Origin of the sequence: Brevibacillus reuszeri, from assembly GCF_002897295.1 — a bacterium.
GTDB lineage: Bacteria > Bacillota > Bacilli > Brevibacillales > Brevibacillaceae > Brevibacillus > Brevibacillus reuszeri_A.
Genome location: NZ_BEXF01000009.1, coordinates 138,258 through 155,990, shown reverse-complemented (window position 1 = coordinate 155,990; position 17,733 = coordinate 138,258). Strand labels below are relative to the sequence as shown.

Here is a 17,733-nt window from a genome sequence, read left to right as displayed (position 1 = left end):
AATAAATGTGAAAGGTGGTCACAATGGCAGATCTCCGCTATCAGTGGACCCCGTACCTCATACACGGTAAGAAAATCGAGACGGGCAAACACACAACAATCTACCGTCAAGGTGATGTGGGGACCGGTTTTTACTATTTAGAAAAAGGGAGCGTAAAGATCACTCTCTTATCTGAGAACGGTCATGAGCGGTCTATCGATTACATTCCATTAGGAGGCTTGTTCGGGGAACACGGCGCCTATAAAGGCTCATACCTGACATCGGCCATAACTACTGCTGCTTCCGTCATCTACTTTTTCTCCGATGAGGTCTTATCCCGCATATGCCAAGACCACCCCTATGCAGCAGTGATCTTCACCAATTCACAGATCGATAAGCTACGTCTGCTTGCTGAAATCATCGCGTTCACTGACAGCCCAATTGAACAGCAGATGGCTAATTTTTTGCTCAAACTTACAGCTGTTCATGAAGATAATAATATTCCCATCGATCAGACGTCTTTTGCACGCTATATTGATACGTCCCGCATTACTGTGAATAAGATTTTGCAAAAATGGCGACAGCAAGGATTGATTGAATTGTCTGAACGGAGTGCCATCCGAGTAGTGGATTTAAAAGGCTTAGGTGGAATTGTGAAAACGGATATCACATGACTCGTATTCGTCAAACTGTAAGGCGACAGCAGAAAACGAACAAAAAAATCACGATTCTGTTGAATGCATGAGCACTCAGAAAGAATCGTGATCTGGGATCTCACTTCCCACCCTCTAGCCTGTTTTTGCGCAAATAATGCCCCCAGCATTCCGTCAGTATTTTCCGAGCGGCAAAGACTGCCACTGAGGAGTTATCCAATGAAGGAGACACTTCTACAACGTCAAATCCGATGATGGGCAGATCGAACAATCCGTAAAGTAAATCTAGGAGCTCCCTGCTATGCAGGCCACCAAATTGCGGTGTTCCCGTGCCTGGTGCGTAAGCTGGGTCCAGTGAATCGATATCGACCGTAATGTAGATCGCTTCGAACCGGCTCATTGCCTCCTTGACTCTTTTTACGGTGTCCGCTACACCATTATTCCGTACATCCATGGCTTTAAAAATATTCATCTTATGCGAGTTGATAAACCCAAGCTCCTCTGACTCAACAGAACGAATACCCACAAAGAAAATACTCTCTGTGTCAGAGATGTTTTTCAATTCTAACGAGCGTCTCTCGACGGATCCATGTGATAAGAGATCGCCACCCATCTCATGGCACAAATCAAAATGCGCATCAATATGGACAATTCCAAATGGCTTGTCCATCGCTCGATCTACCCCGCGCAAGACGGGTATTGTCGTGGAGTGATCGCCACCGATCATGGTGAATAATTTCCCTGCCTTGACGCTTGCATAGACTGTTTCTTCGACCTTTTGGAACAGTGAGTCCCGTTTTTCTGCACTTATATCTCCTAAGTCAAGAATACTCAATTCCGAAAGATCTTCCCAATGTTCCGTAGTTGGAGGGATGGTATAGGTGATTTCACGAATCGCGCGTGGTGCCTCTTTGGCGCCGGAGCGGAAGCTCACACCACCATCATAAGGAACCCCGAATACGACAATGTCAGCCTCTTCCATGGCTATCCCCGGTCGATTTAAGCCAGCCCAAATGTTCTTGTCATTGATCATATCCTGAACAGATTTCAAGTACATCTCCTCCTTTTTTGATGCAGACCATCAGTAGCAATTCATGTGCCAAGGCAATCTATGAAGTTTTGCTGCATCGTTTCGTAGTTTTTCAGAGCTTTTCGATCACAAAAACAAAAAATCTTGCCACAACAGCGCAAATTTTTTTGTTTTTTACAAGTGGTATTTATGAATTTTATATTGAAGCGCTTGCCTGGTAATTCCGAGTTTTTTCGCTGCATCTGAAATATTTCTGGAATGACTCAATGTATTGAGAATGATGTCTTTTTCATATTCATCCACCTGCTTGAACAATGATTTCGCTGGTGTCAAATCCTGAGCTAAGTATCGTTGTTGACGGTTGTTCGGAAATAATAGATGTTCGGGTATATCCTTTAATGTAACCGTATCGCCTGTGGAGACGTTAAAGGCATATTCAATGGCATTTCTAAGTTCCCTGATGTTTCCAGGCCAATCATAATCAGAAAATACATTTTTCGTCATATCATTAAAGCCTTTCATCGTCTTATTCCTGTCCGCATTGTACTTTTGAAGAAACCAGTCTGCCAACAGAAGAATATCCTCCTTTCTCTCTCGTAATGGCAATAGATTTAATTGGATCACGCCAATGCGATAATAAAGATCACTGCGTATGATACCGTCTCGTATCGCTTGAAATGGGTCCTCATTCATTGCAGAAACGATCCGAACGTTAATGGCGATTTCTCGCTCACCGCCCACACGCCTGATTTTTTTCTCCTCGATCGCTTTCAGCAATTTTGCCTGAACCCCAATATCCATCGAATTCAGCTCATCTAAAAATAAGGTTCCGTTGTGCGCAAGTTCAAACAAGCCCTTGCGATCCTCTGCACCAGTGAAGCTTCCTTTCACAGTTCCAAAAAGTGTGCTTTCAAGCAGTGTGGCCGGAATTGCGGAACAGTTCTGTGAAATGAAGACTTCACCCGCCCGAAGACTGTGGCTATGGATGGCCTGTGCAACGAGTTCTTTGCCTGTACCGGTTTCACCGCATATCATGATAGGAGAATCTCCAGTTGAGATCCTTCTAATTTTCTCTTTCAATTCAAGCATGAGAGGATTGACTGTGATGAAGTCATCAAGCGTATAAAAGGATCCTTTTTCAAGCTTTTTGCTATATGATGTTCGATAGAGTGGCTTCCCGTCTTTGGAAGCCAAAATAGACACCTCAATAGTACCAATCAACTCTTGGTTAAATTCGATCGGAAAAGTGGAGTTGATGAAAATCGATGTTTTCCCATTAAGATCAGTCAGCTCCTGCCTTTCACTAATGATCGGCTTGCCGCAGCCCATAACGCGGTAATGACTGCTTGTCTCTTTTGATAAGGAAGGATAAACATCCAAAATGTGCTTGCCAGTGAAGCCTTCATTTTCAAAACTGTTCTTCTCTGGTCCGTATATAATCGAATATTCGACGATCCCTTCCTTATTCGTGATCAGCATTGCATCTATGTGATCATACAAATCTGAAATGGATTGTAAGTATTTTGTTAGCATCAGACCACCCCTTCTGGATCCAGCCATTTGTTTGAAATCTCTTTACCATGTCATAATGCAAAAATCGTACCAAGCTGCTTACAAGATCGAACGCCTGAATGGTTACTCTCATGAAAAAACGTGAGCCACCCAGAAATGCAAGCGTCTCACGTTTTTTCATATGATGTGTTATAGCAAAATCAGTACAGATGGCAAGCAACCTGCCTGCCATCAACTTCCCGTAACCGTGGCACTTCTGTCCGACAAATCTCCATGCAGGCATGGCAGCGCGGATGAAACTTGCAGCCCTGCGGTGGATTTGATGGAGAGGGCAAGTCACCACGCAAAATGATTCGCTCATGTTTTTCGTCTGGGTCTGAAGTAGGTGTAGCGGACAGGAGCGCTTGTGAATACGGGTGCAGTGGTTGTAGGAAAAGCTTGTCCTTATCGGCAAACTCGACAATTTCACCTAAATACATCACAGCGACCCGATCGGAAATATGCTCGACTACACTTAAGTCATGAGATATGAAAATGTAGGTCAGTGATAAATGCTCTTGCAAATCCTGCATCAGATTGAGAATTTGCGATTGGATTGAAACATCGAGGGCGGATACTGGCTCATCGGCGATAATCAGCTTGGGCTGCAGCATCAAGGCGCGGGCGATGCCGATCCGCTGCCGCTGCCCACCGGAAAACTCGTGAGGATAGCGGCCCAGATGCCGTTTGTTTAACCCGACGATCTCAACCGTCTCTTCCAGCAAGCTTTGCCGCTGCTCGCGGGGAATTCCGTGCGATAACAATGGCTCCGTCAAGATCTGACCAATCTTCAGCTTGGGGTTTAAGGTGTCAAACGGATTTTGAAATACCATTTGCATATGACGACGAACAGCATGCATCTCTTTTTTGGGTAATTGACTGATATCCCTGCCTTGGAACAGGATTTCCCCTCTAGTCGGCTCCAGGAGACGCAGGATGCATCTGCCGAGCGTCGATTTCCCGCAACCGGATTCACCGACGATACCCAGCGTTTCTCCTTCGTAGACTGTTGCGTCAATGCCGTTTACAGCATGAACGTAGCTTGGTTGTTGAAACCACCCCTTCTTTACGGGAAACAGCTTCTGTAGACCTTTTACTTCCAAGAGAGGTGTCATCATACGCTAACCACCGAACTTTCTTTGTTCTCTTCATATAGCCAACAACGGCATGCGGACCCTTGATCAACTTGCTGCAAGGCCGGATTTTTCTCCCAACAAATGGGCATTACCATGTCACAGCGCGGGGCAAACCGGCAGCCTGACGGCATATCCTCGGGGGCGGGTACGCTTCCCTGGATGCTGTGGAGTCGATGTCGCCCTTTTGATTGATGCGGTGCGGATTGGATCAACCCAACGGTATAGGGGTGCTTCGGGCTGCGCAGCAAGGTCCTTACGTCAGCAGACTCAATCACTTGTCCGGCATACATCACCATGACGCGGTCGCACACCTCTGCCACCACGCCGAGATCATGTGTAATCATAACCAGAGACATGCCAGAATCGTCGCGAATTTTTTTAATCAGATCCAGAATCTGCGCCTGAATCGTCACATCTAAAGCAGTCGTTGGTTCATCGGCGATCAACAGGGCCGGATTACAGGCAATCGCGATGGCGATCATGACCCGCTGTCGCATCCCCCCAGATAAACGGTGCGGATACTCACGATAGATCTCTTCCGGTCGAGAAATCCCCACCTGTCTAAGCAGATCGATTACCCTCGTTTTGCATTCTGCCCTGCTTTTTCCTAGATGTTCTTCCAGCACTTCACTGATCTGGCGGCCAATCGACAGCACCGGATTTAACGAAGTCATCGGCTCCTGAAAGATCATCGCCATCTCTTTGCCACGGATGTCCCGCATGTCTTTTTCGCTCAGCGAAAACACATCTTTCCCGTTTAGGCGAACGCTGCCACTAACCGTGCCATTACTGTCCAAGAGACGCATGATGGCAAGCGACGTGACACTTTTGCCGCAGCCTGATTCGCCAACAATGCCAAGTGATTCGCCTTTTTGCAAATCGATGTCAATCTGATCAACGACCGTCACACTGCCCGATTGCTTGGAAAACTGTGTCGTAAGTCCCTTCACTTCCAATACATTGACCATCGCAGAGGTCTCCTTTCCAATCCGCTTTGTAAATGATGTTGGTTTGATGAAAAGCATGCTATTTTCTCTTTTGTGTGCGAGGATCAAAGATATCGCGCAGGGCGTCACCTAAAATGTTCACGGCTAAGACTACAATCGTAATTGCTATTCCGGGAAATGTGGCCAGCCACCAGGCATCGGACAAGTAATCCTTGCCTTCACTGAGCATCGTGCCCCACTCCGGGGTCGGTGGCTGTGCCCCCAAACCGATAAAGCCCAGTGCAGACGTATCAAGAATTGCTCCCCCGATGAACAGGGTCGTGTAAACAATGAGTACGTTGGTAATGTTAGGAATCATTTGAAACAGAATGATCCACCAGTTTGGCGTGCCGATCGAGCGGCTCGCTTCCACATATCCGGAGGACTTGACCACCAAAGCAGCCCCTCTGATCAAGCGAGCAAAGCTGGGAATCGAAGAAATCCCGATGGCAATCATCGCGTTGGTTTGACTCGGACCGAGCACGGCTACAATCGCCAAGGCCAAGATAATGCCCGGCATCGCGAGCAAAATGTCCATGATTCTCATCAACAGGTTATCGACGAAGCCTCCTACATAAGCACTCACGACTCCGATGACTGTTCCAAGTACAAGAGTAATGCTGACGGCCATCACAGCAACTATCAACGTGACCCGTGTACCGTGCAAAAGACGAGAAAATATGTCTCGACCAATGGCATCCGTACCGAGCCAATGCTCCGCCGAAGGCCCCTGCAAAAAGGCGTCATAATACGTTTTGGTCGGATCGTGAGGAGCGAGCCAGGGGCCGACGATGCCGATCACGACGATGATGAAGATCATCATCAGGCTACTTTTGGCCCCTTTGTTCTTGAGAATTTTGTCCAGCAGCTCAAATCTGGGTAAGCTGTATTCTGCCGTCACCGAGCTTGATTGAACCGGTTTGCTTGCTTCACTCATGCTTACGCCCCCTCCTTTAACGCACTATAGTCAACCCGCGGATCGATGAGTCCGTAGAGGAGGTCGACGAGAATGTTGACCGTTACATAGACAAAGCCCATAAATAGGGTAATGCCTTGAATCATGGGAAAATCGCGGGAGGAAATGGCACTGATGGCCAGCGTACCGATCCCCGGCCAGCTAAACACCTGCTCGATGATGACCGAACCGCCGAGCAACGCTGCGATTTGCAAACCGACGACGGTCACCACGGGAATCATCACATTGCGAAAAGCGTGGCGAAACAGGATGATCGATTCGCGCATTCCTTTCGCTTTCGCGGTGCGGATGTAATCATTGGCAAGCACATCGATCATGCCGGAGCGCGTGAGTCGGATGATAGTCGTGGAGCTCAGCACACCTAATGTAATGGCAGGAAGTACGATATCCATGAATCCCGTCCCACCAGCGATGGGGAACCAACTGAGCTTGACGGCAAACACCATGATTATGATGAGCCCCAGCCAGAAGCTCGGGAGAGACATCCCCAGCGTTGCTAGCGACGTTATGGTATAGTCGATGATCGTATTATTGAACTTCGCTGCAAGAATACCCGTCGCTACACCTAAAATGATAGCGATGCCAATTCCGACCAAAGCGAGCTTGACTGTGGCTGGAAAGCGTTCTGTAATTTCGACAAAAACCGGTCGGCCCGTCTTGAGTGATGTGCCCAGATCACCTTTGACTACCCCCGAGACATAATCGATATACTGGGTAACGAGGGGCTTATCCAGCCCCATCTGTTCCCTTAAGAGTTCTACTTGTTCGACTGTCGCTTTCTGCCCTAGCATAATGCGCGCTGGATCACCTGGAATCATGTGAATGAGCGCAAAGGTGAAGATGGAGAGTCCGAACAAGACGATGATTCCCGATACAAACCGATTGAGTATATACTGCTTCATTATTCATTCACCCAGCTATCATGAAATAGTAGTTATGTCTAACGGATGCAGCTTGGGACCCGTACGATAATTCCGAACTTTTTCTCGATTGTTTAGCTTTTTATTCACTTTCGGAATTCCTTCTCTTTTTTGACTTATTTGACTTTAGTCAGCTGTCTAGAGCTATTAAAGACTCGAATGACGTGCCCCTCGCTGTTACGGATAAAACGAATGGCAATCTCAAGATCATCTTCTGTAAATACAAATCTATCTTCACCGATATAGCTTAGGGAGAAAGAAGTGTTGCCGAATCCAATTTGCAGCTTGCCGCTATCACCGTAGCTGACTTTGATGCTTCTCCCTTCTAAATTGGCAAATGTACCTACATATTGGTTGGCACGATCAGGCGACAGTTCTTGCTCCTCATAGACGATGGCACGTGCTTGAATCGGTCTCGATTGATATCCGTTTAAGGACGCATTCATGATCGTTGGTATTGGCGCTTCCACTAAATTTGACAGTGCTGCTCCCGTAATCCCCTGTTCTGGAATCAGAAAGATTTCAGCACTAACTCCCTTTAAATTTCCCCCATGCTCGACCAAAGTCGCACCGTGGTAGTCCGTATGCACCACGAATCCATATCCGTAACATTCCCTTTGCGAGATTTCAACAAAAGGTTTCATCATTTGTTCCACACTCGCGGCGGAAAGAATCCGCGTATGCCCGACCAAGCCCCTTGTGCGGAAAATCTCGAGATACTTCAACAGATCTCTCACTGTTGATTTTAAATATCCGGCTGCCCGCATCGGTGGGGAATCCCATGGGGCGGGAGAAGCGAACACTTCCTTGTCTTTTCCTACTCCTTTCGATGAGTATAGAGTGGCGATGTCAGTATTTCCCTGTAACTCCTCAAGATGAAATACAGTATCGGTCATACCTGCCGGGTCCAAAATACTTTCTTTCAAATAGGCTTCAAACGACTTTCCGCTTGCTCTTTCAATAATGGCGCCAAGCAAAGCATAGGCATCGTTCGAATAACTGAACTCAGTTCCCGGCTCACCCAGTAACTCGAAATGCTGGGACACGATAAAATCCATCAATTCCTCATAAGTGTCGATGGGATTTAGATCTTTTATTTTTTCAACAGCCTCCTGCATATGGGGGTCTGCTTCGTAACTTCGCTTTAAAGTAATACCTTGAGCAGGCAGCGGCGGCAATCCTGCTGTATGTGTCATGAAGTGGTGAATCGTTATCTGTTTCGTTTTCTCGGCATCTGGAGTCCGAAACTGTGGCAAATACTTTACCACCGGATCGTGAACAGACAGTTTTCCTGCTTCTTGTAAGTGCATAATCGCTACGCAGGTAAATGATTTTGTGCAGGAAGCGATCCCAAAAACGGTGTCCAATGTGATCTCTGTTTTGTGCTCCACATCGCTATAGCCAAATGATTGATGATAAACAAGGTCTCCATCTTGCGCAAGAGCAAGGATCGCGCCTGGAGTCTTGGTGTCATCCAAAAGCTTCTGCGCGTATTCTTCAAAAGCTTTTGTCCAATTGTGTGTGCTCATTTCAATACATCCTTTCCTTTTCATTTTGGGAATAATTGATCTCTACCAGGGTAACGACCTATGTGATTTATTGTTTAATCCACATATCGTAAACGGATAACTTAGCCATTGGATTTGGCTTCGCCCCTTGAACTCGTTTGTTTACCACCTTGAAGGTTTTTGGTGTGTAAAGCGGAACTCCATAGGCTTGCTCAACAGCTATCTTTTGAATGTCTGCATAGATTTTCTTTCTTTCTTCCGCGTTCATTGTCGTACGTCCCTTTTCTAACAGGGCATCCAGCTCTTTATTGTTAATTCGCCCGTAATTGAGGCCCCCACCTATTTGGCTGGAATGCATCAATAAATACAGCATGTCAGGGTCAACGTCGCCCCAAGAAGAAAAATTTAAATCGAATCCCCCTTTGGATGCCTGATCCAACGCAGCTGCAACTTCGACCATGTTGATTTCTACATTTATGCCTATCTCTTTTAACATGCTTTGAATTAGCTGATTGCCGGAACTTGCTGCAGAAGTCATCAGTGTGAGGCTGAGTGTTTTTCCACCTTTTTCTCTGATTCCCTGCGCATTTTCCTTCCATCCAGATGCCTCCAGCATCTTTTTCGCTTCTTCCACATTGTATTTATACCCGTATTGTTCAACTGCTGGATCATATCCAAACATCATAGAAGGGAGCGCACCATAAACCGGCAAACCTTCACCCTGTAAATCAGCCTGAATAATCGCTTCTTTGTTGATTGCCAGATTGATCGCTTTACGTACATGGATATCTTTCAGAAACTCGTTTTCCACGTTCATTTGCAATTCAACCATATTAGGCGACGTTCCCTCAATGATGGCAAACTTCTCATTGTTCTTATATTTTTTTGTCTCTTTCCCCGACAGGGTGGCGATGTCGATTGTGCCGCTATCCAATGCAGCCATCAAAATTTGGCTGTCTTTAATGAATTTGATCACAAGCTTTTCAGGCCAAGGAGCCCCCTTATTTTCCGCATGGGGTAATGCCCAATTAAATTCTTCATTTCGTACTAAAGTAATCGATTCGCCAGTCTTCCAGCTTTCAAATTTCCAGGGACCAATGCCAACGGGATTTCTGCCATATTCTTTTCCATACTTTTGGATAGCGTCCATCGATAGTGGCTGCGTGTAGCCTTCGAACGTCAAAAGCGCAAGAAGTGGAGCTGCAGGCTTGTCCAGATGAAAGATCAAGGTTGTATCATCAGGAGCGGAAATGGATTTTATACCTTGTAAACTTTGTGCAGCTACAGGCGAAGCCGTTTCTGGTGCCAATGCGCGTTCATAGGTTGCCTTGAATGCCGTCGCTGTCAAAGGTGTGCCGTCGTGAAACTTTATGCCAGTACGAAGTGTGAATGTAATTGTCTTCCCATCCTCAGAAGCAGTGTATGATTCCGCCAGATATGGTTTTAATTCATTTGTGACGGGATCAAAAGTGAAAAGGGAGCCCCCCATGTAGCCTGAAATCGTATTGCCTGATGACATGGATGTTTTGTGCGGGTCCAAAGTATCAGGTTCCTCCGCCTCTGCTATTGTAAGTGTCCCGCCCTTTTGCGGATCTGAGCGGTTGCTCATTCCAGTCTCTTTCGTCGGTGGTGTGGGAATAGAGCTACAACCAATCAGTGTGATGAGTACCAAATAAACAAACGTGATATACGTGATACGTGTCCATTTATACTCATTGCTTTTAAACATAAATGGATCCCCCCTTTTCTAGTAAAAAGTCTACTTATTGCCTTTGGGAACGATCCGCAGGCCATAGGAAATGGCTTTCACTTCCCCATTTTCTTCCGTAATGAAACCGATGGAAAACTCTCTTCCCTTTGCCTTGACCAAAAAATAGTCCTCTCCGATTGGCTGTAGCGGATACTTTTCTTTGTTTCCAGTAGTGGCGATGGATTCATTTTGCACGACCTGTAAAGCTCCTTCTTCCAGACTTACACTTAAATCCGCACCTTCGCCCGATATGAACCGTCCAACATACCTGCCTAACTTTTCAACAGGAACGTGATACTCCCGGTACGTAGCAGCGGAAGCATCAACTGGGCGTCCTGCATACGAATTGATTGCTGCCGTAACTACTTCCTCAACAGGTGTGCCTACCAAATTCGCAAAGCCTACTGCCGTGACTCCGCTTTCTGGCAAAATGGTAAGCTGCGCCGCTACACCCTTTATCGCGCCCCCATGTTCTACCAGTGTTTGACCAAAGAAATCGGGCTTGATCATCAATCCATATCCGTAATATCTGTCATAGCTACAACGAATGTGTGGTCGCATCATTTTCTTAACACTTTCTTCGGAAAGAATGCGCTCGTTGCCAATCAGTCCACCTGTACGGAAAATCTCAGCGTAGTTCAGCATGTCTCGCAGGGTAGAATTTAAGAGGCCAGAAGCTGCTACGACCAGACCGTCTTCCCAATTTGGATCAGGACATATCTCCAACTCATCATTATTTTCCCTATAATGGTAAAGCGTTGTGACATCAGGAAATTTCGGTAGGTCACTGGGGTAAAATGTACTGCTCGACATACCTGCCGGATCAAGGATGTGATCCTTTACATAAACATCGTATGGTTTTCCACTCACCCGATGGATAATGCCACCAAGCAATGAATACGAGTCATTCGAGTAGCTGAAATACTGTCCAGGGGCTCCAAGCAGCTCATACTCTTGTTTGTTGAAAGCGTCCAAATAATCGGTGAACGTCTCAACCGGTTTTACATCTTCCTTGTTCAGAAATCTGTAAATCGGATGATTCTCATCGGATAAAACCTCAGCCATAGAACTCTTGACAGCAAGTGAATCAACAGGCAGCGGCGGAAACCCTGCTGAATGAGTCATGAAATGATGGATGGTCATCTTCTCTGTTTTCGCGCGATCAGGTGTCCGTAGTTCTGGCAAGTATGTGATTACAGGATCATGTACGGACAGCTTGCCCGCCTCTTGCAACTGCATAATAGCCATACAAGTAAAGGATTTTGTCACTGATGCCAGACCCATGATAGTATCTGGCGATAATTCCAGCTTTTGCTCTGCATCTCGATAGCCAAAGCTTTTTCTGTACAAGCTTTCTCCGTCTTTATTCAAGCCTACTATCAAGCCGGGTGCGCGGCTTTTCGTAAATATGTTTTGAGCAAAATCTTCAAATGTAGCTTCCCAAGCTTTTTTTTTCATTGACATGCCTCCTTTTTTACTACATCTATACTAAGCAAATCATGTGCCAAGCAATTTCTTAAGAACGATGCCATTTGTATCAAGCATTCTTTCGCGGTGACAATCAATATTCAACAAAAAATCTTGCAATAAATGCGCAAGATTTTTTGCCTGGATTCCTATCATTCCATTTACGGGAAGACGCGTAATAAAAACGTTCTCTTCGTAAGAATACGTAGAGAACGCACATATTTCGTACCTATTCACTTTTTGTCAGCTGTCTCAAGCCACGTAAGACCCTTATAACGTGTCCCTCCCTGTTTCGGATGAAACGAATGGTAATTTCCTGACCCTCTTTTTTAAACACAAAGCTGTCTTCACCTATATGCCTTAGGAAGAGAGGAGCGTTATCGTCTTCATTTAACAGTAAGGCTCCATCCTCGTAACTGATTGTGATACGATTCCCTTCTAATGTGGCGAAGTTACCTACATATTGGTTGGCATGATCAGCCGACAGCTCTTGTTTCTGATAGACGATCGCCCGTGCTTGAACCGGTCTTGATTGGTATCCATTTAAGCACTCTTCCATAATGCTTGGTAACGGAGCTTCTACTATATTGGACAGTACGGCTCCCGTAATACCTTGTTCTGGAATCAGAAAGATTTGAGCGCTGACTCCCTTTATGTTTCCCCCATGCTCGACCAAGGTCGCACCGTGGTAGTCTGTACGCACCAAGAATCCATATCCATAAAAATGGCCTTGCGAGATTTCAACAAAAGGCTTCAGCATTTGTTCACTACTTGTGGCGGAAAGAATTCGAGTTTGGCCGACCAAACCCTGGGTACGGAAAATCTCTAGATACTTCAACAGATCTCTCGCTGTTGATTTTAAAAAACCGGCCGCTCGCATCGGTGGAGCATCCCATGGAGCTGGGGAGGCGAACACTTCCTTGTCATCTCCAGTTCCTCTACATGAGTATAGAGTGGCTATGTCAGTATTACCCTGTAACTCTTCTAGATGAAACACGCTATCAGTCATACCTGACGGTTCTAAAATACTTTCTTTCAAATAGGCTTCAAATGACTTTCCGCTTACTCTTTCAATAATGGCGCCAAGCAAAGCATAGGCATCGTTCGAATAGCTGAACTCATCTCCTGGCTCACCCAGCAAATCGAACGGTTGGGACGCGATAAATTCCATCAATTCCTCATAGGTATCGATGGGATTCACTTCTTTCATTTGTTCAACAACCTCCCGCATATGGAGGTCTGCTTCGAAGCTGCGTTTTAAAGAAATACTAAGAGCAGGCAGCGGTGGCAATCCTGTTGTATGTGTCATGAAGTGGTGAATCGATATCTGTTTCGTTTTCTCGGCATCTGGAGTCCGAAACTCGGGCAAGTATTTTACCACTGGATCGTGAACAGACAGTTTACCTGCATCTTGAAGGTGCATGATCGCTGCACATGCAAATGATTTTGTGCAGGAACCGATCCCAAAAACCGTGTCCAAAGTGATCGCTGTTTTGTGCTCCACATCGCTATAGCCAAATGAGTGGTGATAAACAAGCTCTCCATCTTGCGCAAGAGCAAGGATCGCGCCTGGAGTCTTTTTTTTATTCAAAAGCTTCTGCGTGTATTCTTCAAAAGATTGGGTCCAATTGTGGCTACTCATTTCCATCATCCTTTATTCTCCATTTCAAAAATTGATTTTGATGATCGTTTCTACTTCCAAACTTCTTTGTAGACTCTCAAAAAATTTTTGCTCAAAATTCTCTCAATGGCTTCATCCTTATACCCTCTTTTCGAGAGAACACGGATTAGATCAGGGATCTTCGAGTGTCCTTTTACAACGTCAAAATCTTTGCGTGGCAAATCTTCCAAACTTTCTGGAGAGTCGTACTTCAAAAACGGCTCAATCATATCAAGACCTAACCCGATATGCTCCACGCCAACTAGTTTAACAAAATGATCCACATGATCAATAAGGTGGTCTAAGTCAGAGTCCTTATCCGTATCTGCAACAAATATGTTTACGCCATTTATCCCGATTACACCATTTGTGGAAGCGATTGCCTTTATCTGCTCATCCGTGAGGTTACGCATAGAGTTAACGATTGATCGACAATTGGAATGGGAGGCGATGATTGGCTTATTGGCAAACTCCATAACATCCCAAAAGCCCTCGTCGTTTAAATGACTCACATCAATGATCATCCCCAACGCTTCGGCCTCTTCGACCACTTGTACACCAAAATCGGTCAGTCCACCCTTTCTGCCCTCACGCTTTGGAGTAAAATGACTGCCGTCGCCAACGAAATTACGTCTGCTCCACACCAGACCCATAAAGCGAACACCCAGTTCGTAAAAAAGGCGAATCATACTTAAATCGTTTGATATGGGCTCTGCTCCTTCTAATGAAAGGACAAAACCTACTCTACCCGTTTCTTTCGCTGTTTGGATATCATTCATGTTCTTACAAACCATGATTTTTTCCGGTGATTCACTCGCTTCAGCATGCAGAGCACTGATTTGCTGAAGTGCCTTCCTCATACCCATCTCCGGTAAAAATTTGTCATCTATAAAGATAGCGGCGACAATAATATTCACTTTGCCTGCCACAAATTCGGGCAAAAAATCAGTTTCGATCACTTTTCTTCTGCCCTGCTCTCTTTTAACGGCAACATCCAACAATAAGTCAAAATGACCATCAATTATATACGTCATGCTTATCGCTCCTTTTCAAACTACTTCAGATATTCTGGGTTCAGATTCTCTAGTTCAGGAATGACAAAGCGCCCATCTTTTCGAATCAATCGATCATCAAACCAAATCTCTCCGCCGCCATACTCTGGGCGCTGGATCATCACCATATCCCAGTGAATGGCAGACTCGTTCCCGTTATTAGAGGCATCTTCGTAGCATTGACCTGGTGTGAAGTGAAAGCTGCCATCGATTTTTTCGTCAAATAAGATATCGAGCATCGGCTTGCGAATGGCAGGATGAACACCGATTGCAAACTCCCCGACGAAACGAGCGCCTTCATCCGTATCCAAAATTTTGTTGATTCGCTCCGTATCATTCGCTGTCGCATGGATAATCTTTCCGTCTTTAAACTCTAAACGAATGTTTTCAAATGTGAAGCCTTGGTAAGGGGACGGTGTGTTATATGAGATCACGCCGTTCACAGAATCACGAACCGGTGCCGTATAGACTTCTCCGTCTGGAATATTGTATTGGCCTGCGCATGGATTCGCCGGAATATCTTTGATTGAGAAAGTAAGCTCCGTACCTGGTCCTATGATCTTCACTCGATCTGTCTTTTCCATTAATTCTTTTAGGGGCTCCATAGCTTTTGCCATCTTAGCGTAGTCCATCGTGCATACATCAAAGTAGAAGTTTTCAAAAGCCTCTGTACTCATATTTGCCAACTGCGCCACGGAAGGATTCGGATAACGGAGATAGACCCATTTTGTTTTTAGCCGCGCCATTCTAACGGGTTTGTTTAACGAAGCATACAGCTTCATCCAGTCATCTGGGACATCTGAAAGTTCGATAATATTTGATCCACCGTCAATAATAATATTCGCTTGCATTTTTTCCATCTGATATTTATCAAGGTCAGCCCATGTTTTAAATTGTTCTTGCGTTCCTTCTATCAAAAGCTGACGTCGTACGGAAGATTCGCTAATATTTACAAATGGATGCCCTCCTGCTTTAGATACTTCTTTTATCAGTTCTTTAACCAAAGGAGTGTCAATTTCAATAGCTTCAATTAATACGTTATCGCCCTTTTGCACATTAGTAGAGTAGTTTACTAGTACATCAGCTAATTTTGTAAGGCGTGGGTCCAACATGTTATTTACACCTCTTTCGTTTTTTGCGTTACTGAGCCACCCACGTGTCTGTATAAAGTAGACGATCAGGACTTAACTTTAGGCCCTTCACACGCCTATTAACTACAATAAACTGCTTATCGATATAGATCGGAACGAGATAGGCTTGCTCAATCATATATTTTTGTACCTCTGAGTAGACCTGTTTTCTGGCCTCCAGATCAACGGTAGTGCGACCTTTTACTAGTAGCTCATCGAGTTTGGGGTCATTGATTGCCGAATCATTAAAGACACCGATTTGGCTAGAGTGGAAGAACAGGTAAAAAATATCTGGATCGACATCAGTATAGGACATAACAGTGAGATCGAACTGTCCTTTGCTCGCTGCATCCAGCATGGCGGCTGGGTCCATATTATTAATGGTAACTTTGATCCCTACTTCCCCAAGCATTGCTTGCACGAGCTGTGTTTCTTTGGCCTGGCTTTCACTGGAAAGCAAGGTTAAGCTAAGTTTTTTACCGTTCTTTTCTCTAGTTCCGTCGGCTCCCATCTTCCAGCCAGCAGCATCCAGGAGCTTTTTCGCCTCCTCTTGACTGTACTTATAATCCAGTTCTTCAACAGCTTTGTCGTAGCCAAAGAAAGTAGGAGGCAAAAAGCTGTGGGCGATTTCTCCTTCACCCTGCAGTGCTGCTTGTATGATGGCTTCTTTATTAATCGCCATGTTCAAAGCTTTGCGCACCTCTACATCTTGTAAAGCTTCTGTCCTCATGTTCATCTCCAGAAGTAAACCAATACCACTTCTCATTCTTTCTATAACCTCAAATTCTTCACTGCTTCTATATTTTTTGATATCTTTAGCCGGTACGTTTATTGCTATATCGATAGAACCGCTGTCCAAAGCAGCTAGCCTGGTTTGTTTGTCAATAACGAATTTAAACACGAGCTTATCTGGTCGAACCTGACCTCTATTCTCATAATATGGCTCTGCCCACTTATATTGGTCATTGCGTGTAAGGGTAACAGTCTGACCAGGCTGCCAGCTTTCAAACTTCCACGGACCCACTCCAACTGGGTTTCTTCCATAATCTGTACCTGATTTCTCGATTGCCTTCATAGACAAAGGCTGCAACCAACCAGGAATTGATAGGTTAATTAGCAACGGAGCAAATGGTTCCTTCAATTCCAAAATAAGAGTTTGATCATCCGGTGCCTTCACCCTTTTCACTGCCCCTAACGTGGACAAAACGGACGTTGCCTTTGTTTTCGGATCAAAAATCCGATCAAACGTCTCCTTATATGTCTTGGCGGTTAAAAGAGTGCCATCATGAAAGGTAATGCCAGAACGTATCTTAAACGTCCATGTTTTTCCATCTGGAGTGATTGTGTAGCTCTCTGCAAGATGTGGCTTGATTTCATGTGTGGTTGGATCCATATAAACTAGGGTCCCGCCCATCAATCCAGCAATTTCGTCCGTAACGCTTGCTCCATTCGATTTATGGACGTCAAACGTATCGGGTTCTTGTGGGTAGCCGACTGTAATTGTTCCCCCATTCTGGGGCTGTCCAATGTCTTGTTCAAATTTGGCGACTCCAATATCTGCATCCGAGGTACCTCCACTGCAGCCACTCACGACAAGCATAGCAATCACCGCCAGCTTACAAACGGTAAAAAATCTACTTCTCTTCCTGTTTTTGACCATAAATATCCCCCTTTTGTACGAAAACGTTTTCATGAATGTCCTAAACCTGAAAGCATGCCCTCCTTTTTTGCTACATTCGTATTTAGCAAATCATGTGCCAAGAATTTCTTATTCATGTTGGTGCATGTTTCAAGCTATCCTGGTGGGGACAGCCAATAAATAAACAAAAAATCTTGCAAAAGCTTCGCAAGATTTTTTGTCAAGGCAATGATCGGTCCGTTCAGCGTAACGATCTCCAAAAACCCGTCAATCCAGTGATATTGAAATAGAGTCAC

Annotated in this window: 15 protein-coding genes; 1 reads left to right on the top strand and 14 read right to left on the bottom strand. The window is 45.2% G+C overall.

What is annotated here, in order from left to right; translation table 11 throughout:
• Positions 1-23 precede the first annotated feature (23 nt).
• A complete protein-coding gene (locus C3B52_RS16250; RefSeq protein WP_103107451.1) occupies positions 24-653 on the top strand; it encodes a Crp/Fnr family transcriptional regulator in 630 nt (209 codons plus the stop codon).
• Between the two features lie 100 nt (positions 654-753).
• On the opposite strand, the gene speB is transcribed toward C3B52_RS16250, so the two are convergent.
• The 14 genes from speB to C3B52_RS36475 form a co-directional block, all read right to left on the bottom strand.
• A complete protein-coding gene (gene speB / locus C3B52_RS16245) occupies positions 754-1,683 on the bottom strand; it encodes an agmatinase (protein ID WP_201264900.1) in 930 nt (309 codons plus the stop codon).
• Between the two features lie 153 nt (positions 1,684-1,836).
• A complete protein-coding gene (locus tag C3B52_RS16240) occupies positions 1,837-3,195 on the bottom strand; it encodes a sigma-54 interaction domain-containing protein (protein ID WP_201264899.1) in 1,359 nt (452 codons plus the stop codon).
• Positions 3,196-3,374: 179 nt separating this feature from the next.
• Positions 3,375-4,331 (bottom strand): ABC transporter ATP-binding protein, encoded by a 957-nt coding sequence (locus tag C3B52_RS16235; RefSeq protein WP_103107448.1) that lies wholly within the window; start codon positions 4,329-4,331, stop codon positions 3,375-3,377.
• On the bottom strand, positions 4,328-5,317 hold the full coding sequence (locus C3B52_RS16230; RefSeq protein WP_103107550.1) for an ABC transporter ATP-binding protein: 990 nt from the start codon (positions 5,315-5,317) through the stop codon (positions 4,328-4,330). Before C3B52_RS16230 ends, C3B52_RS16235 begins: the two co-directional genes overlap by 4 nt.
• Positions 5,318-5,375: 58 nt before the next feature.
• The gene (locus tag C3B52_RS16225) at positions 5,376-6,272 is read right to left on the bottom strand and encodes an ABC transporter permease (protein WP_103107447.1); all 897 of its coding nucleotides are present in this window, start codon (positions 6,270-6,272) and stop codon (positions 5,376-5,378) included.
• Between the two features lie 2 nt (positions 6,273-6,274).
• Positions 6,275-7,213, bottom strand: coding sequence for a nickel ABC transporter permease (gene nikB / locus C3B52_RS16220; RefSeq protein ID WP_103107446.1), 939 nt, complete (start codon positions 7,211-7,213; stop codon positions 6,275-6,277).
• A 134-nt stretch (positions 7,214-7,347) separates the two neighbouring features.
• A complete protein-coding gene (locus tag C3B52_RS16215; RefSeq protein ID WP_103107445.1) occupies positions 7,348-8,760 on the bottom strand; it encodes a serine hydrolase in 1,413 nt (470 codons plus the stop codon).
• A gap of 67 nt (positions 8,761-8,827) precedes the next feature.
• A complete protein-coding gene (locus C3B52_RS16210; protein WP_103107444.1) occupies positions 8,828-10,468 on the bottom strand; it encodes an ABC transporter substrate-binding protein in 1,641 nt (546 codons plus the stop codon).
• Positions 10,469-10,498: 30 nt separating this feature from the next.
• Positions 10,499-11,947, bottom strand: coding sequence for a serine hydrolase domain-containing protein (locus C3B52_RS16205; protein WP_103107443.1), 1,449 nt, complete (start codon positions 11,945-11,947; stop codon positions 10,499-10,501).
• A gap of 238 nt (positions 11,948-12,185) precedes the next feature.
• The gene (locus tag C3B52_RS16200) at positions 12,186-13,598 is read right to left on the bottom strand and encodes a serine hydrolase domain-containing protein (protein WP_164684805.1); all 1,413 of its coding nucleotides are present in this window, start codon (positions 13,596-13,598) and stop codon (positions 12,186-12,188) included.
• Positions 13,599-13,648: 50 nt separating this feature from the next.
• Entirely contained in the window at positions 13,649-14,650 is a 1,002-nt protein-coding gene (locus C3B52_RS16195) for a dipeptidase (protein ID WP_103107441.1), read from the bottom strand.
• A 20-nt stretch (positions 14,651-14,670) separates the two neighbouring features.
• Positions 14,671-15,780 carry an aminopeptidase gene (locus C3B52_RS16190; protein ID WP_103107440.1) on the bottom strand — a complete coding sequence of 370 codons (1,110 nt, stop codon included), beginning with the start codon at positions 15,778-15,780 and terminating at the stop codon, positions 14,671-14,673.
• Positions 15,781-15,808: 28 nt separating this feature from the next.
• Entirely contained in the window at positions 15,809-17,458 is a 1,650-nt protein-coding gene (locus C3B52_RS16185; protein WP_103107439.1) for an ABC transporter substrate-binding protein, read from the bottom strand.
• Positions 17,459-17,592: 134 nt separating this feature from the next.
• Positions 17,593-17,733: a hypothetical protein gene (locus C3B52_RS36475; protein WP_164684804.1), complete on the bottom strand. Its 141-nt coding sequence runs from the start codon at positions 17,731-17,733 to the stop codon at positions 17,593-17,595.